This window comes from Bacillus sp. MMSF_3353 (assembly GCF_030733445.1).
Lineage (GTDB): Bacteria > Bacillota > Bacilli > Bacillales > Bacillaceae_G > Bacillus_A > Bacillus_A wiedmannii.
Map to the genome: position 1 here is coordinate 140,631 of NZ_JASHJA010000008.1, position 23,232 is coordinate 163,862.

The 23,232-nt window shown below is 31.7% G+C and carries 23 protein-coding genes and 4 pseudogenes; 9 read left to right on the forward strand and 18 right to left on the reverse strand.

Features of this window, described 5'->3' with window-relative positions:
- Position 1 precedes the first annotated feature (1 nt).
- Positions 2-475 carry a GNAT family N-acetyltransferase gene (locus RBB48_RS18555; RefSeq protein ID WP_097890143.1) on the forward strand — a complete coding sequence of 158 codons (474 nt, stop codon included), beginning with the start codon at positions 2-4 and terminating at the stop codon, positions 473-475.
- A 121-nt stretch (positions 476-596) separates the two neighbouring features.
- Here the strand turns inward: RBB48_RS18555 and RBB48_RS18560 are convergent, their stop codons facing one another.
- The gene (locus tag RBB48_RS18560; RefSeq protein ID WP_000522465.1) at positions 597-974 is read right to left on the reverse strand and encodes a PH domain-containing protein; all 378 of its coding nucleotides are present in this window, start codon (positions 972-974) and stop codon (positions 597-599) included.
- A gap of 179 nt (positions 975-1,153) precedes the next feature.
- Between RBB48_RS18560 and RBB48_RS18565 the strand changes: the two genes are divergently transcribed.
- From RBB48_RS18565 to RBB48_RS18590, 6 genes and pseudogenes are all read left to right on the forward strand, one after another.
- Entirely contained in the window at positions 1,154-2,005 is an 852-nt protein-coding gene (locus tag RBB48_RS18565; RefSeq protein ID WP_088063630.1) for a patatin-like phospholipase family protein, read from the forward strand.
- Positions 2,006-2,017: 12 nt separating this feature from the next.
- Positions 2,018-2,368, forward strand: a complete 351-nt coding sequence (locus RBB48_RS18570; RefSeq protein WP_306007964.1) for a YxiJ-like family protein — start codon at positions 2,018-2,020, stop codon at positions 2,366-2,368.
- Between the two features lie 268 nt (positions 2,369-2,636).
- Complete coding sequence (locus RBB48_RS18575; RefSeq protein ID WP_088063628.1) at positions 2,637-3,002, forward strand: hypothetical protein; 366 nt, start codon at positions 2,637-2,639, stop codon at positions 3,000-3,002.
- 80 nt (positions 3,003-3,082) lie between these two features.
- A pseudogene (locus RBB48_RS18580) lies at positions 3,083-4,281 on the forward strand (alpha/beta hydrolase).
- 21 nt (positions 4,282-4,302) lie between these two features.
- Positions 4,303-4,710, forward strand: a complete 408-nt coding sequence (locus RBB48_RS18585) for a DnaJ family domain-containing protein (RefSeq protein ID WP_097890144.1) — start codon at positions 4,303-4,305, stop codon at positions 4,708-4,710.
- Between the two features lie 78 nt (positions 4,711-4,788).
- Positions 4,789-5,604, forward strand: coding sequence for a YwqG family protein (locus RBB48_RS18590; protein WP_097890145.1), 816 nt, complete (start codon positions 4,789-4,791; stop codon positions 5,602-5,604).
- Positions 5,605-6,336: 732 nt separating this feature from the next.
- Here RBB48_RS18590 and RBB48_RS18595 read toward each other — a convergent pair.
- Positions 6,337-6,732 carry a RidA family protein gene (locus tag RBB48_RS18595; protein ID WP_306007972.1) on the reverse strand — a complete coding sequence of 132 codons (396 nt, stop codon included), beginning with the start codon at positions 6,730-6,732 and terminating at the stop codon, positions 6,337-6,339.
- Positions 6,733-6,884: 152 nt separating this feature from the next.
- Positions 6,885-7,880, reverse strand: a pseudogene (locus RBB48_RS18600) (LAGLIDADG family homing endonuclease).
- Between the two features lie 293 nt (positions 7,881-8,173).
- Here RBB48_RS18600 and RBB48_RS18605 point away from each other — a divergent pair.
- Positions 8,174-9,136, forward strand: coding sequence for an MBL fold metallo-hydrolase (locus RBB48_RS18605; protein WP_088609368.1), 963 nt, complete (start codon positions 8,174-8,176; stop codon positions 9,134-9,136).
- Between the two features lie 60 nt (positions 9,137-9,196).
- Here RBB48_RS18605 and RBB48_RS18610 read toward each other — a convergent pair whose 3' ends face one another.
- From RBB48_RS18610 to RBB48_RS18680, 15 genes and pseudogenes are all read right to left on the reverse strand, one after another.
- The gene (locus tag RBB48_RS18610) at positions 9,197-10,135 is read right to left on the reverse strand and encodes a hypothetical protein (RefSeq protein WP_088063624.1); all 939 of its coding nucleotides are present in this window, start codon (positions 10,133-10,135) and stop codon (positions 9,197-9,199) included.
- A 97-nt stretch (positions 10,136-10,232) separates the two neighbouring features.
- A pseudogene (locus RBB48_RS18615) lies at positions 10,233-10,744 on the reverse strand (NUDIX hydrolase).
- Positions 10,745-10,766: 22 nt separating this feature from the next.
- A complete protein-coding gene (gene dnaN / locus RBB48_RS18620; protein WP_088063623.1) occupies positions 10,767-11,897 on the reverse strand; it encodes a DNA polymerase III subunit beta in 1,131 nt (376 codons plus the stop codon).
- 30 nt (positions 11,898-11,927) lie between these two features.
- Complete coding sequence (locus RBB48_RS18625) at positions 11,928-12,371, reverse strand: NUDIX hydrolase (RefSeq protein ID WP_088063622.1); 444 nt, start codon at positions 12,369-12,371, stop codon at positions 11,928-11,930.
- Positions 12,372-12,652: 281 nt separating this feature from the next.
- Positions 12,653-13,168 (reverse strand): DinB family protein, encoded by a 516-nt coding sequence (locus tag RBB48_RS18630; protein ID WP_088063621.1) that lies wholly within the window; start codon positions 13,166-13,168, stop codon positions 12,653-12,655.
- Between the two features lie 216 nt (positions 13,169-13,384).
- On the reverse strand, positions 13,385-13,801 hold the full coding sequence (locus RBB48_RS18635; RefSeq protein ID WP_306007965.1) for a GNAT family N-acetyltransferase: 417 nt from the start codon (positions 13,799-13,801) through the stop codon (positions 13,385-13,387).
- Positions 13,802-13,980: 179 nt separating this feature from the next.
- The gene (locus tag RBB48_RS18640; RefSeq protein WP_088609366.1) at positions 13,981-14,607 is read right to left on the reverse strand and encodes a cadmium resistance transporter; all 627 of its coding nucleotides are present in this window, start codon (positions 14,605-14,607) and stop codon (positions 13,981-13,983) included.
- A gap of 235 nt (positions 14,608-14,842) precedes the next feature.
- Positions 14,843-16,051 carry an L-lactate MFS transporter gene (locus tag RBB48_RS18645; RefSeq protein WP_306007966.1) on the reverse strand — a complete coding sequence of 403 codons (1,209 nt, stop codon included), beginning with the start codon at positions 16,049-16,051 and terminating at the stop codon, positions 14,843-14,845.
- A 284-nt stretch (positions 16,052-16,335) separates the two neighbouring features.
- On the reverse strand, positions 16,336-16,479 hold the full coding sequence (locus tag RBB48_RS18650) for a hypothetical protein (RefSeq protein ID WP_087984441.1): 144 nt from the start codon (positions 16,477-16,479) through the stop codon (positions 16,336-16,338).
- A 31-nt stretch (positions 16,480-16,510) separates the two neighbouring features.
- Positions 16,511-17,527 carry a serine hydrolase domain-containing protein gene (locus RBB48_RS18655; RefSeq protein ID WP_088063618.1) on the reverse strand — a complete coding sequence of 339 codons (1,017 nt, stop codon included), beginning with the start codon at positions 17,525-17,527 and terminating at the stop codon, positions 16,511-16,513.
- 102 nt (positions 17,528-17,629) lie between these two features.
- Positions 17,630-17,893, reverse strand: coding sequence for a heterocycloanthracin/sonorensin family bacteriocin (locus tag RBB48_RS18660; protein WP_060486806.1), 264 nt, complete (start codon positions 17,891-17,893; stop codon positions 17,630-17,632).
- A 198-nt stretch (positions 17,894-18,091) separates the two neighbouring features.
- A pseudogene (locus RBB48_RS18665) lies at positions 18,092-18,538 on the reverse strand (NUDIX domain-containing protein).
- 60 nt (positions 18,539-18,598) lie between these two features.
- Complete coding sequence (locus RBB48_RS18670; RefSeq protein WP_088063617.1) at positions 18,599-19,057, reverse strand: GNAT family N-acetyltransferase; 459 nt, start codon at positions 19,055-19,057, stop codon at positions 18,599-18,601.
- Positions 19,058-19,250: 193 nt separating this feature from the next.
- Entirely contained in the window at positions 19,251-20,612 is a 1,362-nt protein-coding gene (locus tag RBB48_RS18675; protein WP_306007967.1) for a family 8 glycosyl hydrolase, read from the reverse strand.
- A 122-nt stretch (positions 20,613-20,734) separates the two neighbouring features.
- Complete coding sequence (locus RBB48_RS18680) at positions 20,735-21,649, reverse strand: DMT family transporter (RefSeq protein WP_306007968.1); 915 nt, start codon at positions 21,647-21,649, stop codon at positions 20,735-20,737.
- 148 nt (positions 21,650-21,797) lie between these two features.
- On the opposite strand from RBB48_RS18680, the gene pdxR reads away from it, so the two are divergent.
- The gene (gene pdxR / locus RBB48_RS18685) at positions 21,798-23,231 is read left to right on the forward strand and encodes a MocR-like pyridoxine biosynthesis transcription factor PdxR (protein ID WP_088063614.1); all 1,434 of its coding nucleotides are present in this window, start codon (positions 21,798-21,800) and stop codon (positions 23,229-23,231) included.
- The last annotated feature ends 1 nt before the right edge of the window (position 23,232 follow it).

The following is a 23,232-nucleotide window of genomic DNA, read 5'->3' on the forward strand; positions in this document are numbered from 1 at the left end:
CATGGAGATTGCATTAGAGAAGGCAACAGAAAATGATGCAGCAGTTTTATTTCAAATGCAAATAGACTCATTTAGCCCTTTATTAAATAAATATAAAGACTATGAAACAAATCCAGCAAATGAAACTATTGAAAAAACTATTTTAAGGATAAATAATCCAAGCAACAACTTTTATAAGATGATAATAGATTCGAACCTTGTTGGAGCGATATGTATATCCCAAAAAGAACTACCTTATAAATTTTGGATCAGTCCAATGTTCATTCATCCAATCTATCAAGGGAAAGGAATCGCTCAAAAGGGACTTATTTTAATTGAAAAGATGTTTCCAAAAGCAAGGAGTTTTGAACTTGCTACGATTTTAGAAGAAGAAAGAAATTGTTTTCTATACGAAAAAATGGGGTATAAAAGAACAGAAGTAATAAAGAAATTAAATGATAAAACTACACTCATTTATTACAAAAAAGAAAGGTAAAGCATTTGAAATACGCTTTACCTTTTTCTGTTACTTAAGATTAAATATACAAAATCGATGCATATTCTTCCGAAATACTCGGGTTAGTAATTTCGGAACCGAATAAATATACATAAAAGCGTTATTTCGTCGTATATGTTACTAACGCTTTTTGAATGCTTAAAACACTATCGTCACCTTTAAATTCTTTCGTAATTGGTGTACTCAAACTAGATACCCAAATTTTAAGCTCAGCGTCTAAATCAAAATGCCCAGCTGTTTCAATGCTAAATTGTGTAATGCTTTTATAAGGAATAGAATGATACTCTGTTTTTTTACCTGATATCCCTTGTTTATCTACTAAAATAAGACGACGATTTGTAAATACGATTAAATCACGAATTAATTTATAAGCATGTTCAACTTTCTCATCGTCTAACATAATCTTCTCTAAATCACGTTCTACACTTTCTGTACTCGCATTTGATGCATTTCCTAAAATACCGCTAAATAAACCCATATGAAATTCCTCCTCGGTTAATTGTGGAATGTATTACTTATATTGTACCATGCTATTTACTAAGAAATTATGACATTACTTTAGTAGTTTCTGGTTATTATTGCAATTCGTTTATATAACCTCGTCTTAAAATCTTGTGTTAACATGTAAGTAAGAAAAAAGAAGCAGAGGGATATAGCATGAAAAATATAGGTTTAGTATTAGAGGGCGGAGGAATGAAAGGTCTATATACTGCAGGAGTACTCGAATATTTTATGGAAAAGAACTTATTCTTTCCGTATGTAGTTGGCGTATCCGCTGGTGCATGTATGGGCGCAACTTATTTATCACGTCAAAAAGGAAGGAATAAAAAAGTAAATACAGAGCTAGTGTCAGATCACCGATATATATCTTATCGAAATTTGATTCGAAAACGTGAATTATTTGGAATGGACTTTTTATTTGATGAAGTCCCTAATAAAGTTGTTCCATTTGATTTTCAAACTTTCTTAAATTCCAATGAACAATTTGTTATAGGAACGACTGATTGTGATTCAGGAAAAGCAGTTTATTACAATAAAATAGAACACGGAAATGATATTTTAAAAATCATTCGCGCATCAAGTTCTGTACCGTTTATAGCGCCTGCTGTAGAATATGATAATCTAAAATTGCTAGATGGAGGGATTATAGATCCTATACCGGTTCTAAAAGCACAAACTGATGGTTATCAAAAGAACGTCGTGATTATGACAAAGCCAGAAGGATATGAGAAGCAGCGGAATAAATTTTCTGGTCTGGCTAAAATTTTATATAGTAAATATCCGAAAATCGCAGAACATTTAGTAGAACATTATCGTTATTATAATGAAACCGTAACTTATATGAATGGCAACGAACAGAAAGATAATTTTTATGTAATTCAGCCTAGCTCACAACTTCCTATAAGCGGAATAGAAAGAAATAAAGAAAAGCTAGTTAATTTATATAATCTTGGCTATACAGATGCTCAATATCATTATGAAAAATTATTAAGTTGGATAGAGAAATAAAGGGGTGGAAAGTTGCTATTAGGTAAAATGGTTATTTTTAATGAATTGCAGAAAATGCATAGTCTGCTGCATAAACCGTTTCCGTATCGTGCTACAGGAAAATTGCAACGAGACTTAAAAAGTAAATTTACAGATGATGACTGTATAAACGCTGATTTTAATCATTATTGGATGCATACAGCAAGTACTTTAAGTTCTGTACTAAATGGAAACGAACAGAACATTACGTTTCAGCAAATAAAGTGGTTAAGGAAATCGTTTTTTGAATGGTTTCCGCAATATGTGAAGTATCCCGTTTTGTATAGAGATTTCATGAATTATGAGAAAGCGCGAAAACTATTACTATATTATCTTACTGAATAAAAATTAAAACGTACAAGTTATGCTGCTTGTGCGTATTTTGTTCATAAAAAAGACAATATTTATACCTTGCTTATATAGGAATTTTAATGTGCAGAAAGAAGTAATTATAGAATGAAGTAAGGGAGGAGAGGCGTTTAGCGATTGTTTTCCTTTAATGGATTGTCCAACTCGAATATCGTTAGTTATTTATGATAAAATATTTCGAGTGAAATCAAGTACTTATTATATCCAGTATTAAATAAGTTAAGCCAGGAGGAACAACAGTAAAATGGAAAACGTATCAAATATAGATAAATCGGAATCAAGAAAATCTTTACAATCGACTATTCGTAAACTTGAAAATGCACTATTACAGATGACTCAAAAAGGTGCAAATACTACATTAGTGAAAAAACGACTTAAAGCCGTTTGTGTAGGGTTAGCAGTACTAGAAAACGTTTGGAATCAAGAAAGTCACCAGTATAGTCAAGAAGAGTTAGCAGAAGCTCGTAATGTCCTTGTTGGTTTACTTCCATCAATTGAGAGAGCCTATGATAAGTCTAAAGTAGGTAGTCCGCAAAGAACTCTTTTAACAAGACGAATCAAAGCGTTGGAACTTTCTATTCAGGCAATTGATAAACTTTCTAATAAATAACTCATCTAAATACAATATCATCCTAATCCTAATTTTTATAAAAGCAATCTAGTGAAAAGAAATACAAAGGAGGAAGATGGGTGACTTCAATAATTAGTCCTAAATTAGAGGAGCTTAATAATCAATTAAAAAATGGAAACGAGAAAGCTTTTTATACTTTTTTGCATGAAATAAAGTCAAATCATACGCCACTAATAGAACAATGTCCTGTAAATAATCAGTATAAGCTTATAACGTATATATGGTTAGGGGACCAAAAAACTGAAAATGTTTATGTATTCGGTAGTTTTCCTGGTTGGGATCTGTCTGTAAATCAATTAAAACGATTGTTACAGACAGATATTTGGTATGAAACGTTTAGGACGGATAAGAGTTTTATTTCAACTTACTATTTTTCAGTAAACGATTTTTTCGAAAATGATTGGATAAAGCGTAGTGAACAGTACGAACTAGACCGATTTAATGGAAATACATTTGGAGAAGGTGCTAATAAAGCATCAGTGTTAAGTATAGGGATGGAAGTGCAGTATAGCAGTCGTTTCCCTTCAGATCATTATCCATCTGGAAAAATTGAAACATATTCTTTTCATAGTACGATTTTAAATAACACACGTAACATTCATATTTATACGCCTCATGACTATTCTCACACTTCACATCTTCAAGAACTTCTCATTGCATTTGATGAGAATTCATTCATTAATAACCTTTCAATCGCAAGAACACTCAATTATTTAATATACGAAAAAGAAATCCCATCTTGTATTGCCGTTGCAATAGATCCTGTTGATCGACTAGAAGAGCTAACTTATAACGATAAAATGAATGCATTTTTAACGGAGGAATTACTTTCGTGGATTCACGCTAAGTATCGTGTGCATCAAGAAGCGAAACATACAACAATTGCCGGTTTCAGTCTTGGTGGCTTAGCAGCTTTTTATGCAGCACTTCAAAATCCACATGTTTTCGGAAACGTGTTGTCAATGTCTGGATCCGTGCATTGGAAAAAGGATGGTTATGAAAATCAAATTCCTTGGATTGAAAATCAAATTTCATCTATAGATTCCGATACGAGTCAACCTCATTTTTACATAGCAGCAGGAGAACTTGAAAACAAACCTCTTTTAACGGCTAATAGACGCCTGTATAAAGCTTTAAAAGAAAAAGGGTACCAAATTTTACTTATGAAGAGTTTCAAGGCGGACATGACGGTGTTTGGTGGCGAGAAAAGTTGTTTGATGGATTGAAAGCATTAAAACTTACAAAAACAACACTCTAAATTAAAAAGGAGAGAGAGTTTATGAATCAAGAAGAACTAGATAAAAAACTAAAAAAGCAAGAGATATTAGTAAAAGATGAGAAAGTTTGGTCTTATACGTATGAGGATCATATTAGTTCTATCGTTAAAGAAGCAGAAAAGAAAGGGTCTTTTGATAATTTGCCAGGTAAAGGGAAACCTCTTAATCTTGATAAAGACCTTTCATACAATCCTGAAAAGCAACTTTATAGAACGTTAAAGAATAATCATGTTTTACCTAGGTGGATTGAGCTTTCAAAGGAAATTGATGATTTAAAAGAAAAGCTAAAAGAAAATACAAATACTACAGAAGCAGCGGATTTAATTCGAACTATTAATAAAAAGGTTTTAGAACATAATCTACTTTGTCCACCAAGTGCACAAAAAACGAGGGTGAAAACGGATTTTTAACAATTTTCAATGAAGCTATCTTTTGCTATATAATTAAGTAAGGCATTTTCAATTCATTATTAAAGGGAGGCAAATGTAATGAAGAATACGTATCAGCTTCAAATTCCGAAAGAACTAGAGCAGTATCGTAGTATTTTAGAAGAAAGTGTGAAACCTTATATTAAAGTGTCTGGAACATTAGCAGAGACAACGCTTTTTGAAAGTAAATTTGGTGGTTATCCGTATTTACCTATAGATCAAGAGCATCCTAAAGATTCAAATGGACAACCTATGATGTTACTAGCGCAGCTAAACTTTGAAGAAATGCCGCATGTTGAATATATGCCTCAAAAGGGTATGCTACAGTTTTTCGTAAGTGCTGAAGATGAACTTTACGGAGCAGATTTTGATCATCCAACAATCCAAAAAGACTTTCGAATTATTTATCATTCTACAATTATAGAAGATTTAAATAAGGTAATTACTGATTTTAGTTATTTAAACACTTCAGAATTAGAGAACTTTATCATTCCTGAAGCAGCGAAATTAAAGCTTGAATTAGGTTATCAACCAGTAACATCAAGGGATTATCGATTTGAAAAGATGTTTAGTGAGGAAATTGATTGGGAAAAAATTGTTGATGAAGAAAATAATACTGAATTAGGCGAACTATATGATGATTTATGTAAAGATCAAGGGCATAAAATTGGTGGTTATCCATTTTTCACACAGACAGATCCAAGGGAATGGGAAGAAAAATACCAGCAACATGACATGTTATTGTTGCAAATTGATACAGATGATTCATTAAATATTATGTGGGGAGATTCTGGTGTTGCTAATTTCTTTATAAAGAAAGACGATTTATTAAATCTAGATTTTTCCAATGTTATTTACAATTGGGATTGTTATTAAAAACATATAACTGAAATACTAGCAAGCTAAAAAATCTTCCTAAAGGTGAGGGAGATTTTTTTATGTTAAAAATAAACGTTATGTTAACTAGAATAAAGAACGGTAAGTACAATAAAAGTCAAGTGTAACTGACAGAAATAACAACAAATAATCTAAAGTTATAAAACGTGTGTAAATAGCAATATAAATTTATTAAGTAAAACATAAAATGAATTTAATAATTTATATTTTGTATAGAAATAATTTTTCTGTATAAAAATTTCTTGTCGATCAAAAATGTTTTTGATTCGATAATTCTTAATGGATTATTGATTTGAATTTGCTGTGATGGATTTATAACAAAAAGAATGATAAAAACTGTAGAAATTCGTTTAGATACGATTTTATGTAAATCTCACTAAAAATCTCCGCTCCGTCTCATTAAGTATAGTTTACTTGGTTTTTGATACCTGATATCGCTTTTTTCTACAACTGCCTATAATATATATTATGTTAACTAACTTAAAATAATAAACTTATTAAATGTTGGCATTGGTGATTAGCCTCCCCTTGTTCTTTTTAATCATTCTGTGTGATGGATTGTTTAGTTGTTTGTTTTTTTGTTGTTTTATAAGTTGTTGATAAAAATGTCTCCAGATATAAATTATATTTAAGACAATAAAAAATGTAATTCGTTTTAAATGAACGCATTAAACGAATTGCATTGATATGATTACGAATAAGTTTTTAAAATTAGTTTGCTACAGCAATTGCTTCGATTTCAATTAATAAGTTATCGTTAATTAACTTTCTAACTTCTGCAGCCGAACTTGCTGGTGGATTCTTAGTATCAATGTATTGATCTCGAATATCTCTAACAATGGCCATTTGAGAAATATCTGTTAAGAAAAACGTTAATTTTACTACATCATTAAATTGTAATTCCGAAGTTTCTAATGCACTTTTAATGTTTTCGAATACTTGTCGTGTTTGTGTAGCTAAATCACCAACGCCAACTATTTGACCATCAGTATTGATTGCTACTTGTCCAGATATGTAAATTGTTCGTTTAGCGTTACTAACTTCGACAACATGCGAATATCCAAAAGTTGGTGGCATCGTTTCTGGATTGATAAATTTCTTTTGCAGGGTGTCCCTCTCCTTTTTTAGCAAATTAATTATAAAATCTATGTATTTGTTATGTTCTATAAATAAAACTAAGAATCCTTTAATGATTTCAAATTAAAAACCTTAGTATTGCTATCTTCATACCTATACTAAGGTTTTCTAGAGTTTTATATTTAGTTATCGCTAGTGGAACTTGTCAAACAAATCTTTTCATACTCTGTTTTAAATTGATTATCATTTTTTAACCAACGTTTAAAAGTCGATTCGCTTATTTCTAAATTTGAACAAGTTGTAGCATTACACTTATCTTTCATGTATGCTTTAAGGAAATTTTGTTTTCTTTGTTTAACGGCGGTTTAAGTTTGTTTTAGCTTTCGATCTTTTAATTGGTCTAGACTTAGACTTTCTTTCTGAAATTCTTCATATTTTCTATACAAATAAATATCTTTGTCTGTATAAATCCAATTTGAAAATAGTTGTATTGATTTTCTCCCGGTTAAAATGACGCGATAATGTTTATTTTGATTTAGTAAATCGGCTGATAAATTGTGATTTTGTAGTAATTGATGTAAAGAATTCATAAAAGTATATGATCCTCCTACAAAACTGACTGTATACGTTTCATACTTGACGTAACCATCCCCATCAAAATATCCACGAACAAAATGATGTAAATATTCTTCAGGCACGAATGGGAATTTGATATTTAATGATTTACATGGCATGATTCCATGTATATTCATAAGGTCGTCTTTTATTGTTTTGCTATTAATGTTTAGCATCTATACGCCTGTTTTTTTATTTTGATATAGTGGCTGGTTGGTGTGTAGTTCTTGTTTTATATCTTCTAAAATGTAACTTTCTTTTTGAGATATACTGACACATTGATTTTCTTTCTGTATAACACCATCTGCTGCTATAAATCCTAAAATATAAGCCATGTTATTTGACCATGTTTTAAAATAATCTTCTGATATGTCATACTTCCTTTTCCAACTCCCTATAGCACGCCTTGGAACGTTATTGTCTGTTAAAACCATACGAATATATCTAGCAGACACATTGGCAAGCGTAGCTATTTCTGAGGTACTCTTCCCTTCTGCATATAGCTGAGTTATTTGAGATTTTGATAGTTTACATTTTGATTTCTTTTTTCTCTCTATTTGCACTTACATCCTCTCCTTCCTTTTAATAATTAGAGACGTATTTTCTTCTACAACATATAACAAAACGTATGTTCTTCGTTGTTTATAAGAAAGTATTTACCAAATTAAAACAATTTACATTTACTTTATATTTGTTTTATCTGCTGCCTGATTTATTTTTTATATATAAGAATAATGAATTTGACAAATTTATGAAATGTACTGAATTTAAGATGAAAGGTAAATTAATTTCGTTTAAACTACAAATAGCTACAATAACAACATACGTATATTGTTAAACGTAAAAAGGAGAACGAATGAAAAAGAAATATATGAATCAAATTCATACTGATGTAAATTTTAAACCGAAAGATATAATCGGTTTAATGACTGATTACTTTAAAATGAAATCAAAGCTGCGTCCTTTAAAGAATTTACCTATTGTTTTATCGGATAAAAATAATGAGTCTTTAGAGAGTGTGACATGGTTTGGGCACTCTGCTTCTCTTTTGAAAATAGAAGGTAAAACATTGTTATTAGACCCAATGTTTGGAGATGCCTCTTCCCCATTTCCTCTGTTTAATAGTAAACGTTATAGTGGTATTTTTTCTTTAGAACGTGAAGACCTTCGAGAAATTGATGCGATTATCATTTCACATAATCACTATGACCATTTGAATTACAAGAGTATTATGCAGTTAAAAGATCGTGCGAAGCATTTTTATGTTCCAACTGGAGTTGCGCAATATTTAATTAAATGGGGTGTTTCACCTAGCAAAATTAGTGAACATAATTGGTGGGACGAAATTACGTTTGATAATATAAAATTAGTTTGCGCACCTGCAAGGCATTTCTCAGGACGAAGTATGACAGATAGAGATTGTTCGTTATGGTGTTCATGGCTTATTCTTGGTCAAGAGACTAAAGTTTTCTTTAGTGGTGATAGCGGGTATGCTCCTCACTTTAAGGAGATTGGTGATAAATACGGTCCATTCGATCTTACGTTAATGGAATGCGGGCAATATGATCCAAGGTGGTCTGCTATTCATATGTTACCAGAAGAGACAGTGCAAGCTCATATTGACGTGAAAGGAGAATTACTTCTTCCGATTCATTGGGGTGCTTTTACATTATCATTACATGAATGGAGTGATCCTATTGAACGTGTGACAAAAGAAGCAAAGCGTTTAGGAGTTAATATTGCAACGCCACAAATTGGTGAATCTATCACGTTAAAATCTACAGACTATCCTTCATCAACTTGGTGGAGAGAAATTTAACTATAAATAAAAAAGAGCGATCTCTATTATAAGGAATTCGCTCTTTTTCTGTATTTAACCTTATTTCACTATATTTGCTTTACCGCTATCTAAAACTCTATTTGTTTGTACAGAGTTAATATTAATAACCGTATTCATACTTTTATCAGTTAGTTCAATAAGTTCGTTTTCGTGATTGATTTTCTGTAAATCCCACACCATTCCATTGAACTCGTTATGTTGTCCACTTACTCTTAATATATTTTTCGTTTTACTTGATGGCTGTAATTGTAGATTTGTAAATTGATTACCGCTAATTTCATTTGGTGTAGTTACATTACTATCCATATAAATCATATTTACACAATCTTCAAGTGAGAAGTTTATAAAACGGTTGGCATTTATCCAAGCATAACCAGATTGCGGTTTCTTTGCTACTAATTTCAGCCCAGTTTCCATTCCTACAACTTTTATATTTTCAAAGTTAATAAATGAAATTTCATTTTCTTTCCCACCAGAATACAAAGAAATTCCAGTACCTTTATTTGTTTCTGTCCAATTAATAATATTTATATCTTTTATTTGTGTTTTGTGCCAAGTGTTATAATACTTATTTTTGCCGTCTAAATATATAACTTCAGAATTAAATGTAGGATCGTTTACAGCTATATAGGCTCCTTCGATAGAAGCGTTTTTTTCTAATTCTAGAACTCTGAAATTACCTTCAACAACAAACTGTGTTCCATAACCGAATAATAATTTTACACCTTTTTTCACTACGATTGGTGACGTGATTTTATACTTCTTATCCTCAAGCAATACTGTTTTAATTGTACTTGATTCTGCTTTATTAATAGCAGATTGTATTTTGTTTGAATCATTTTTACCTTTAAAGTCTTCTACATACACTTTATCATTTTTAGCTACGCTATCTTTTTTGTTGTATTGATAAAAAGCAAAAGTAATTAAAACTACAGCTATGAGTAAAATAATTATTTTCTTCATTACACTCATCCTCATATAAGTTTTCTCCTTAGCTACTCTTCGAATAATCTATGGCTTTTATATTTAGGTTATAATGATTGTGCTGCGTATTATAGATTACAATTCCTGCTTTTTATAATTGAACTATATTATCTATAGAACTATCCTGCTTAATCAATTCCGCATTCCTATAATCTATTAATTTATGATTAGATAAAACAAAATTGTGTTCTAATATTAATTCATTGTGGAATAAATCCGGTAAAAATTTAGGTATCATCTCTCCTACGCCGTAATTATAGTCACTTAGAATCCAAGAAATCTCTTTCCAATCTAAAATTCCTTCTGATACTTTTTTGGAGTGTGATATGTAAATTCATTATGTAGCTTTACTAAATAAACATACATACCACCAGAGTAAGATGAGTCCTCCCACTTAATAATGCCTTTAAACTGAATTTGTTCATGCGTAACTTCTATATTAGTCTCTTCTTTTATTTCACGAATCGCATTTTCTAAAGGTGTTTCTCCCTTTTCTACCTTTCCACCTACCCCGTTCCATAATCCTTTTACAGGGTCATATTCTCTATTTAACATAAGTATCTCTTCATTTCTCTTTATAAAACATAAAGTGTGCTTGTACATAATGTGATTCCTTCCTTTGTTATTAATAAGCTCTTACTGGAGATATAAGATGTACTGCTGCAGATGGTGTTCCTGCTTCAATTAATATTGGTCTCATAGAACCGCTGAAACTTAAAGTAACCGTTTCTTCTTTTATCGCCTTTAAAGCATCCATCATAAATCGTCCATCGAAAGATATATTTAATTGTTTTTCACCTTGAATCTCATCTATCTGTTGTGTCTCGGATATTTTTCCAATCTGAGAAGCGTTAGAAGAAATTTTAATTGTGGATTCGTCTATGATTTCTAAGTTAACATTGTTATTTGCCCATTCACTTGATAATAAGCTGGATCGATCTACACCTTGTAAAATTCTTTTTCTATCTACGTTAATGACTGTTTGAAATTCATTTGGAATTAAACTAGATATATTAGGATATTTTCCTTCAATTAATCTTGAATATAATGTAGTTGTACCGAATGTAAAAATAATGTGACTTTCTGAAAGATAGATGTATACGAATTCTGAATTACTATTCATTAATTTTAGCAGTTCACTAATAGTTGCACTTGGTACGATACAACTTGCTTTTACCTCTGTAGAAATTATCGTTTCGCGTATAGCAAGTCTATGTGAATCAGTTGCAGCACAAATTAATTTGTTGTGTTCTAATTCGATATGTACTCCCGTAAGAACGGGTCTAGATTCATTTTTAGCTACTGCAAAGACAGTTTGTTTAAATACTTCAATCAATTGTTCTGTTTCTGCTTGTATTTTTGCATGATCGTCTATAAGTGGTACTTTCGGAAACTCATATGCTGGAAGTCCATTTAAGTTTAATGTGATTTCTTCTGACTGTATCGTAATTATTTGCTCATTCGTACTTTTTATTGATACATCGCTTGGCATTTTTTTTATAATTTCAATGAAATATTTTGCAGGTACTACAATAGTTCCTGCTTTTACTATAGTTGTAATTTGGTCGCCTTCAGTGGAACTAGGGATGAATTTTTCGATGAAAATATTTGAATCACTTGCGATTAAAGTAATTCCCGATTGATCTACAGTTATTTTTATGCCAGATAATATAGGGATTATAGCTTTGGTAGATATAGCTTTACTTACTTCTGAAAGTGCTTGAGTGAAATGTTTATGATTAACGATAAACTCCATTTTTTCCCCGCCTTACATGAATTGATAATGTTATGAAGATTGATGAACGATTGTCCCGTTAAAAAAGTAAGGCACTGTTTCTTTCCTTTGTAATATATTAAGTAAGTGTTCTGGTATACGTAAATGCGGTGCTGCTTCATGTAATTCCATCCAAGTAATCTCTTCAATTTCTTTTGGCCTTGTTATATTTGCCTGCCCGTCAATTATTTCACCTAAAAAATTAAAGAAAATTGCATGGTGTCCTCTCTCTTCGAAAAAAGCTTCGCTAATGTAACAAATACCGTTTACAGTTATATGTAGCCCGGTTTCTTCTTTCACTTCCCGAGTTACTGCCTCTTCTAACGTTTCTCCCAATTTAACTGCGCCACCTGGTAGCGTGTAATAAGAACCGTTCTTTCCTTTATTTTTTACCATTAAGATCTTTTCATTTGTTTTATCGTATAAAAGTGCATATGTAACATTTACTTTTTTCATACGTACCTCCTCTGTTTTTACTAAAAGGAATTTTCTGTCTATTTATCATTCTATCATTAACTTGTTTTAATAGTAAGTTCACGAAGTATTAGAATAAAAATTGATTAAATTAATACTAAATGAAAATGCCAGAATAACTCCTAAATTAGTAAAAACCCCGCTCCTATTTTGAGACGAGGTTAAACTTATATAACAAACGGATTCCAAATTAACGTTTCTTTAGATCAATTTTAAAAGTATACATATGAAACCCGTATTTTTTGTTAATAGCCAAAGATTTTTTACTTCCCAATTTCACAAAGTAGTTTTATCTCTTTGATTTGTTCTATATGACGCTGTTCATGCAAATAGATCAGTTCTATCCACTGATCAAGATGTAATTCTCCAAGAGCTGGATGCATCACTGATTTAATCGTTAATATAGATTCATCTTCTATTGTACTTAGGAAACGCATTAATTCTTTTCTCGATTCGTTTAACATATCGATTATTTTCTGCACTTCAAATGGTTCTAAACTTGGTTCAATCATTCCTGGAGCTATAAATTTTAGCGATCTATCTTGTAATATAGAGCGGATTTCTCGACGCTCTTTTAGGGTACTATCAATCTTTTTTAAGCCAGATGAAATAACCTTTATGACCACTTTATCCAATAAAACTAAGTGATGACATACTTGTGCTATACTCCATTTATTCTTGTCTGGCTTACTATTGAATTGAGCATCATCCAATATCATAATTTCCTCGAATAGATGTTTTCTCGTTTCATCAAACCTATCATTTACAAATGAATTCATAACATTTCCCCCCTTCATCTGAATGCATATATTTAGATGCCTATTTTAGGTATATTCGCTATAAATAATTAGTTTCCCGTAACTAATATTCCACTTCGATCTTTTTTTGCTTTAGAAGTGCCTCTAAATATGAATTCACTCAAGATTCTCCTTTAAATGCATAATCCAAAAGGATAAATTTGTATTCAAAATACTAATGTTAATTCAATATACACTTTATAAACGTTTTTCTAAATAGTAATGATTATGTCCTTTCGGATGATCTTCACTTACTCCAATCACTTTATATCCATGCTTTTTATAAAACGCAGGTGCCTGAAAGCTAAAAGTATCTAAATTGATTAGCCTACACTCTTGTTCAATTGCAAATTCTTCAATAAGCTTTATTAATTGGCTTCCGTAGCCTTCGTGTCTATACACTTCAGAAACCCAAAGGGAATCGACATGTACGTGGTGCCAAAATGTAATTGCAGTTATTCCGCCTACAATTTCTTCCTTTTCATTTCTCACTATAAAACTAATTTTTTCTGAAGGCTTTTTCTCTTCATCCGAAATATGTTTTTGGTTATATTCAATTACTTTTTCTCTTATGTAATCACTATCTTCTTGGACCCATTGTTTTACTATTTTCATTTTAAGTAGCACACTCCTTTTAAAGTATCTATTCAATTTAATAATCGTAATATCCTGTCTAACTTAATAGTCGTAGAGCACTGTTTCATTTCACTAAAATAAAGAAAAGCCGTACTACATTTTATCTGTAGTACGGCTTTTTATGGCGTCTGATTCTTTTTAATCTAAGTTTCAACATATTAGTACAATAATTCAATTGTATTACTGCGGATAAGAATGAACATTCCTAAACCAATTAGAACGACTGGAACGATAATATGACAATTTCTCTCAAGTACTTTAGCTAAAATAGGAGCTCTTATCAATTTGTAGCTAATAAAACACCATATTGCTATCATGCAATAAAAGATTACTAATGTAACAATATTGGCATTAAGATTTTGACTAGCAAACATTGGTATATAAATCGAAATATTATCAGCTCCATTAGCTAATGTAATTGAAGCTACTTTAAATATTGAACTAGAAGCGTTAGCAATGACTTCGTTACTTTTATAAGAACGAAGTGACAATAGTCCTTTCACTCCCATATAAATTGGCACGAATCCTAATAATCCGATCCACGAAACAGGAATGAAAAAAGAGCTTAAAGAACCGATGATACTTAGAAAAATAATTAAACTAAACCCAAAATATTGTCCAATAACAATATAAAGTTCTTTCATTTTAGTTTTCCCTCGGACAGTACTACCTTCTTTCTTAATTACTCCTGTCCTTACTTGCGAAAATAAAACAAGAAGTATAAAAATGTCATCAATATTTGTTAAAGTGAATGCGATAAAAGAAGAAATTATAGTTGTAACCAATATAAGCCAACTACCTTTATAATAAAATAATGGTGTACAAATGAATTGCATATCTAATAACAAAGGTGGTTAATGTAGGTTTATAACATGATTTCAGTGCCTTTATAAAACAATATGAATATTTTACTAATCTGCTACTTAGTTGCTAAAGAAATAAATTACTTTATTACCTTTCAAATCATTTTCACTTATTTTGTAATATAAAAAGAGCCCTATACAAGGACTCTTTTTATAATTAAGCTACTTTCCGATATAAATGTCGTGTTTCTTTTTTGTTTTCTGCTTTTGGTGGACGAATTAATATCGAAATAATGAAGGAAATAACGCTTAAAACACCAATTATAATAAAGGTCGGTTGAAATCCACCCAGTAACGCTCCAATGAACGCTCCTGCAAGTGCACCAAACCCGAAACCTTGATATACAAGCCCGTAATTTGTACTATGGTTTTTTAATCCGAAGAAATCTCCAACAATGGCTGGGAAGATTGTGATATTACCACCAAAGCAAAAGGCAACACTTGCTACACAAGCGAAATAAATACCGTAATTTAGAGGAATGAAACTTAAAGTAAAGACTGACAATCCAATTATTATAAACGTTGCAGAAACAATTTTCATTCGACCAATTTTATCTGATAACGTTCCAAGAACGATTCTACCTACCGTATTAAAAATTGCAATCATTGCAACGGCGTTAGCGGCGGTTGCTGCACTAAGTCCAACGAGCTGTACCCCAATATCTTTTACCATACCGATTAAATATAGACCGCCCATACACGATGTGAATAGCATAAAAAACAAAAGATATACTTGTTTCGTTCGCATCATTTCACGAGGCGTATAGTCATTGTTTAATGATTCAGTTACAGTGTTACTTACGATTGCTTCACGTAAGAAGAACGATCCGGTTAAAACTAAAAGCAAGACGATGATACCCCAATATAAAAATGCTTGTGATACACCAAGACTATCGATAAGACTTCCGTTTATATATCTAAAGATTAAGCTGCCCATTCCATATGCCGAAACAGATATGCCAGAAATAAGTCCTTTTCGATTTGGAAACCATTTAATTAAATTAGATAGTGATGTAATATAAGCAGTTCCATCTGCATAACCAACAACGACACCAGCTAATAAATATAGTAATGGTAAGGAAGAAACTTGTGAACTAAGTATTAAACCGAGTCCCAAAACAATCCCTGCAGTAGCGATGAGTTTACGAAGTCCTAATTTTTGCTGCAACTTTCCTGCAAATAAGGTTGAGAATGATAATGAAAAACTTGTTATGGAGAAAGTTATCGCTACGGAATTGAGGTTCCATCCAAACTTACTAACAAGGGGTTGATTAAATAAACTCCATGTATAAATTGTCCCAAGGCCAATTTGAACAATGATTGTACCTAGAACAATTAGTAACGGATTTATAGAAGTTTGTTTCATACTAACTGTCCCCTTCTTTTATCATGACATGAATTTTCACAGTTAGTATAACCATCATAAGAAGCAAGATACTGAATGAAAAATGGAAATTGAATTCATGTACACAAAAAGACACTCCATAATGAAGTGTCTTTCTGCAGGTTATATTAGATTTACTTAAAGAAAGCTTTGTTAAGATAAGACATTTTCAAATGCTTATGTATATAGAATACCAAAAGATTTCAATCATGTGATGGGACTTAAGATGTATTTTTCATTCATCATATAGTCGGATGAACGAAAAATTAATATTCAATTTCATCAAAATCCTTCGGCTGCGGTACCGTTTGCATATTAGCTGCATCTTTAGGATCGCTATAAATTGCATTTTGTTCTGTATTCATATCTTTTATATTTTGTTTTTTATTTTTATTCATTTTATCTTTCATTTTTTTCACTCCTTTTTCATTATAGGAGTAATTATGCCCTATTACCGTTACGAAATGTATCAGCGACTAAATTGCTAAATTCACGTAAATAATATAAATAATTATCACCGCCGTAGTTATACCTTTTATTATACATTTTCGCAACAACTACATTATATTCAGGTATTACTAAAAGAGTCGGTCCTGTAATTCCTAATATTTGATACGCTCCTTTCGGCACTCGTTCACCAAGTTCACTTAAAAGCGTAGGTTCATTTTGAACGAACCAAAATAACCCATTTTGTGGTAGTTCTTTGTTTGCAAATGTTGGACTTTGCAAACTCGTAGCAATTTTTATAACTTCTTTTGGAACAATTTGTTTACCGTTTATCATACCTTGATTTAAATGAAGATTGCCCCAATAAGCAAATTCTCTAGCTGAGACAAATAGATTTTTTTCAGTACCATCATTTACCGTACCGATTTCACTAATCGCGTCTTCACTTGGATTATTAACAACTTTAACTAAGTTTTCATCTTCCTGAATTCTCCAACCTGTTTCTTTGAAGTTAGCTAGATCAAATACACGCTCCTTTAACAATTCAGGAAAACTTTTGCTATATAGCTGATAAATAAGACGTGTTATCATTCTGACATTAACATCTCTATACGCCCATGCTTGTCCAGGTTCAAATTCACGAAAAATTGTCCCATCATGCGTTTCTCCTAAACCGTGCGAATGGGTTACTAAATGTCTTATTGTTGTTTTACCAAGTAATACAGGATCAAAGTCTTTAAGATACTGTATCGCTTCATCATCAATAGAGTTTATTTTCCCCTCGTAAAGCGCAAATGCTACCATTAAACCTAAATAACTTTTTCTCGCAGAAGCAACGTTGAATTGTGAAGATGCGGTTACTTTTTTACTTATAGATGTATTTGAATGATGGCCACTATAATGCTCTAGTACGATTTTGTTATCTTTTATTATACACAGTGCTGTAGCAGAACTATGATTTTCTTCTTTTATATTTTCTACCCAAGAAATTAACTTATCGTATGTATACAAATAAATCCCCCTTAACACGAATAAAAAATTACAACATGAAAGAAAAGTATAAAATAGTATTTACACCTTTCTTTCATGTACACCATTGTTAGTTTTCTATACTTAAATGATCCACCAGTTCCAGCAGTTAAAACAACCGAAACATCCAGCGCAGCCTACACAACGACCACCACATCCTCCACATCTTCCGCCGCCACATCCACCACAGCGACCACCACAACCTCCGCATCCGCCGCAACGACGTGCATCGTCTTGAATGTAATAGTATGGATATTGATTTTGTTGTAGTTGATCCCAATACACAACATTACCAGATTGATAATCATTAAGGTTTAATGATTGTAGTTCTTGTTGAAACTGATTCATTACGAAACCCTCCATTTATAAAAATAAATTCCGTCCCAATGTTAAAGTTTATATATTTTTGCAAACAAAGTAGAAATAAGGCTATAGACTAAATGCGTACATCAACAAAATATGAACTTACACTAGGTGATGTACCTTGTTTTTCAGCCTATTTTCTTAATCTCCTTTCAGGGACGTATTTACTATTAATAGAGGTGTTTAAAAATTGCTAATCCAACAGTTTAGTCGTTCATCGCTTAATTTCCTTTCTAGTAACTCTTTAACTGAAGGTACTGGCATGATTTTATACGTATGTAAAGCCTCTTGATTATAATCTATCCAGTGAAACGCTAAATGAGATTCTTTAGATTTTGGTATGAAATCAATATGTAACTCTTGCGAATCTACTTCAAAAATATGATTGATTTCATGATGAAGAACTTCATGGTCTTGCCATTGGTTTTCTATGACGCCTAAAAATTGTTTTAAACTACAATTTACTCCGAGTTCTTCTCATAGTTCTCTTATTAATGCATTCTCAGCTGACTCGCCAACTTCAACATGACCACCTGGTAAAAAATAATGATGGCCAATATATTCAGCCAATAATAATCTATTATCCTTTAACATAACAGCTCGTACAATATGATGAAATTTATTTTTCAATTGCTATTCCTCCCAGTCATTTAATAGCATCTTTCATTTCACATCTTTACTTCGTAATACTTAAACGAACAAACGATATACTTGCTCACCATCATATTCATGTCCCAATGGTTGAAAACCGTAACGTTCATATAGTTTCTTTGCAAAGACATTATCTTTATGTACTGTTAATCTTATTTCTTTACACGCCTTACATGTATTTTTTATTAAAGAAACACTTTCTTGTAATGCCGCTTTTCCATAACCATTCCCTTGCTGCTTTTGATCGATAATAAATCCATTTATCCAATACATATCAGTTGTTTCTCTTACAACAGCATGCATAATAAAACCAACCATTAGATTGCCGTCGTATATCGCAAATGGTATGTACTCCACATTGTCTCCATCTGGTTTTATATATACTTTAGCAAGTGAAACTGCTACAGATGGAACAAATTTCGTCTGATTTTCTTTAACTTGTAGCTTTAAGGCATCTTCCCAATTCTCTCTCGTAACAACCTTTAACTGGACATTCAATATTTTAGGCTCCTTTATAAATAGGTTGTATTTTTATATTCAACAGAGTGACATATTCTCCTTTTTCCGACAACAACCTACAACATGATCTTATTAAATTTTTCTTTATTTAAGTGTAAAGCTGTATTGTTTCACGAAATATTAAAAAGGAACTAGCATAGTGCTAATTCCTTTTACTAAAAAGAAAACCTTGTTATTTATCGTATCCTTTTTGAGTTTCATCATTTATTAGGTTTTCTATTTTCTTATCATCAGGTATTGGTTTCCACCAATTACCTGTAATAAATAGCATGGTTAATAAATTATAACTATCACTAAAGTAGCTTTCTTTCTTATTCTTCATCCAATCCCATCCACTATTTACCCACTTTTGATTATCGCTTTTCGTTGTACTTGCAGCAATAAACGGTGAAACAAATACAGCAGTTGGATAACTACCAATATTGGATCCGTTTAATTGATAACCATCCACAATTTTAGAAGGATTTCCATTCGTTTTATTTTGAATCCATGAAGAGACTTTATCAGAAATGACTTTACTTCTTTTCTCGCCGTACATCGCATAGTCCATTACAATTCTCAATGGTACCCGACTAGCATTGTAATAATATGCATTTGTATATTCTGACTCATCTAAGAAGTCTTTAGGTGCGGGTTGTGGTGGGGTTTTTACAACGAAATCTGAAATAAGTCCTGTATTTTGAGAGTACTTATTACTAAATTGCGTATAAACATCGTACAAATTATTAATAACAGTAAGCCAAGTTTTATCACCTGTAAATTCATAAAATGCTCTAAGGTGTGACATCATCCAATCAGATGGTCTCGTATCAAGTGAATTTTTAGAATCCCAATCTCCCAAATTTAGTCGATTATTATTTGTAACATTACTAGCTTTAATACCTTTTGTAATCATGTCTTGTGCTTCTTTCAAATAATTAACCGTTCCATTTGATCCCCACTGCTTATGAGCAAGAAGAAGAGAATACGCAATATCTAAATCCCCATCAGTAGCAGAATCAAAATGACCTTGTGCTTTTTTACTATCTGCGACAACCCATCCCATTAAATTAGGATTTTGAGAGCTTTTAAAAGTTCTTGCTGTTTTAAATAAACCGTCATAGATTTTTTGAGCATTCGAATCATAACCAGCCATTAATACTGTAATTATCATCCCATACCCTTGACCTTCTGAAGTTCCAAGTGGCTTAAACCCATCAGCATCACCCGTAATCTCTCCTTTTACGTAATAACCACCAGGTAAAGAAGATAAATCATTTTTCAAATATTTCTTTTTCCAATTATCGTAGTAACTTCTTACAGAAGTATTTAAACTTTCCTGTGTAACATGATTTGGTTTTATAACACCTGCATAATTAACTTGCTGGGGAAATGGTTTCATTTCTTTTACAGCAGCTACTTGTTGATTAACTATGGGAATAGAAGTTTGTACTGAATTGTCCGTTCCATTTGCTGCGAAACTAGAATTAGAAAAACTAGCTAGTCCGATGCCTATAATAGAAATACATGTGAAAATTTTTCTTTTTCCATTCATTATGTTGTCATCTCCTTTTAAAATGCTTACTACATAAAATGTAACATACAATATTTAACTGAAATACAAAATATTATATTTATCAACAAAAGAAAGTATAATAAAGTGGTTATGGAATGAGTTTATATTGATTTATTATTTACTAGAGTTGTATATTTTTCTTTTTTTGATAGTGATATATGAGTAATTAAAACTCCAAGTATAGTAATTCCCCCGCCAATTATTGAAACAAAAGTCGGTACTTCACCTAACCATAACCAAGCAATAAAACATGCAGTTACTGGCGTTAAATATAGAGAACTCGTTGCCTCAGCAGCACCAGAATGAGATATGATATATGCCATTGCGATATATGGGAGTACTGTTGGAAATAAACCTAAATATATAACACTCATATTCACTTCAAGAGGAGCTGCTAGTATTTCTGTATACACTCCTGGCGAGAAAATAAGCATACATACAGTGCTAGATAAAATTGTATATATAGTAAATGGCAAGAAGCCATAATTTTTCAAGTAAGAAGTTTGGAAAACAAAAAATAAGCTTTCTGAAATCGCTGCTAATAAAATAAATAATCCTCCACTATTCAATTGAATAGCATCTCCTTGACTAAATGATATGAAAGCAATTCCTATAAAACTAATTACACCACCGATCCAACCATTTAATTTCATTTTTTCATTCAAAAAAACAGATGCAAAAATAGCCGTTACTATAGGTGTGACTGAAACAATTAAACTTGCAGATCCAGCATTTACTGTTTTTTCGCCGTAGTTTAATGCAATGTGATAAAAAGTAAATCCTAAAGCACCAAATATAAAAATTGCTGGGATATCCTTTAAGTCCGGCAGTCGTAACTTGTATATAAAAGAAAACAACAGAAGAATAAATGAAGCAATTAATAAACGTAGTAAAGTAAGGTGCTCAGGTGTATAAGATTCGAGCCCCATACGAATTGCTGGAAAGGCAGTCCCCCATATTAAAATCGTAAAAGCATGAGCACAAATAATCCGAAATTCCCATTTTTTATAATTCATGTTTTTTCTCCCCCTTCAAACCAACCACTTTATAATTACCAATTATTTCTTTTCATCATATTTAATAGTTGTTACAATGTCTTCAACCAGTTATTTATCGTAAAAACCAACCACTTGGCATTTATAAAGTGAACGAGGGAGTTTTTTTATGACAACTAATAAAAAACTGCCTAAGTATCGGCAGATAGTAAACTTTATGAAAGAAAAAATTGAAAATGGAGAATGGCCTATTGGAAGTAAGATTCCTAGTCAACGGCAGTTAGCCAAATTATTTCATGTAAATCGAAGTACTGTAATAACTGCGCTAGATGAACTTATGGCAGATGGATTGATTCAAGGGAAAATTGGAGCAGGAACAATTGTAACAAATAATACATGGTCATTATTAGCGACGAATCCCCCGCCTGATTGGAGTGACTATGTAAAAGCTGGTATTCACAAACCTAGCAAGTTAATGGTACGAGAAATCAATGAAGCAGAAGCAAATAAAGAACTTATCCATCTTAGTAAAGGTGAACTTGCGCCTCAAATTTTCCCGCTAGAAACTATGCAGTCCATTATGAAAAGCGTAAGTGACGAAATAGATTATTTTGGATACGAAGAACAAAAAGGTTTTTTGCCGTTACGTGAAGCAATTAGTACATACGTAAAATCATTCGGAATACATACTTCAGCCAGTTCTATATTAATCGTCTCTGGTGCATTACAAGCACTCCAATTAATATCAATTGGTCTTTTGCATAGAGAATCAACCGTTTTACTTGAACAACCTTCTTACTTATATTCACTTCATGTATTTCAATCAGCAAATATAAATCTATCTGGTATATGTATGGATAATCACGGTATTTTACCTAACGAATTATTAAAACGTATTAAATACAGTCAAAAGAAAAACATTTTATATTCTATCCCAAGTTTTCAAAACCCAACAGGGGCATTAATGTCTCAAGAACGAAGAAAAGAAATAATAAAAATATGTGAAAAGGAACAGTTACCTATAATTGAAGATGATATTTACCGAGAGTTATGGATTGATGAACCATCTCCACCTCCTTTAAAGTCGATAGATAAACATGGACATGTATTATATGTTGGTAGTCTTTCTAAAACACTTAGCCCAGGACTTAGAATTGGATGGATCATTGGACCCGAACCAGTTATTGATAGATTGTCAGATATAAAAATGCAAACAGACTATGGATCGAGCTCTTTATCTCAAAGAGTTGCTGCTGAATGGATAAATAAAGGTTTTTATGAAGAACATGTTGCAAACGTAAGAATTCAATTAAAAGAACGAAGACAATTCATGATACGAGCTTTAAATAAATACTGCGCAGATGTTGCATCGTGGGATATTCCTAGTGGTGGATTATTTATATGGCTAAAGATTGTACCTAACATTCCGATGAAGAAATTATTTTCAGAGGCGCTATCAAAAGGAATTCTTTTAAACCCAGGACGTATATATGAAGAAGAATCAGATCGGTACATTCGTTTATCATATGGATATGTTTCTCCAGAGCAAATAACTAGCGGAATTAAATTGTTGAGTGAATTAATCCGTAAGCTCATGGCATAAC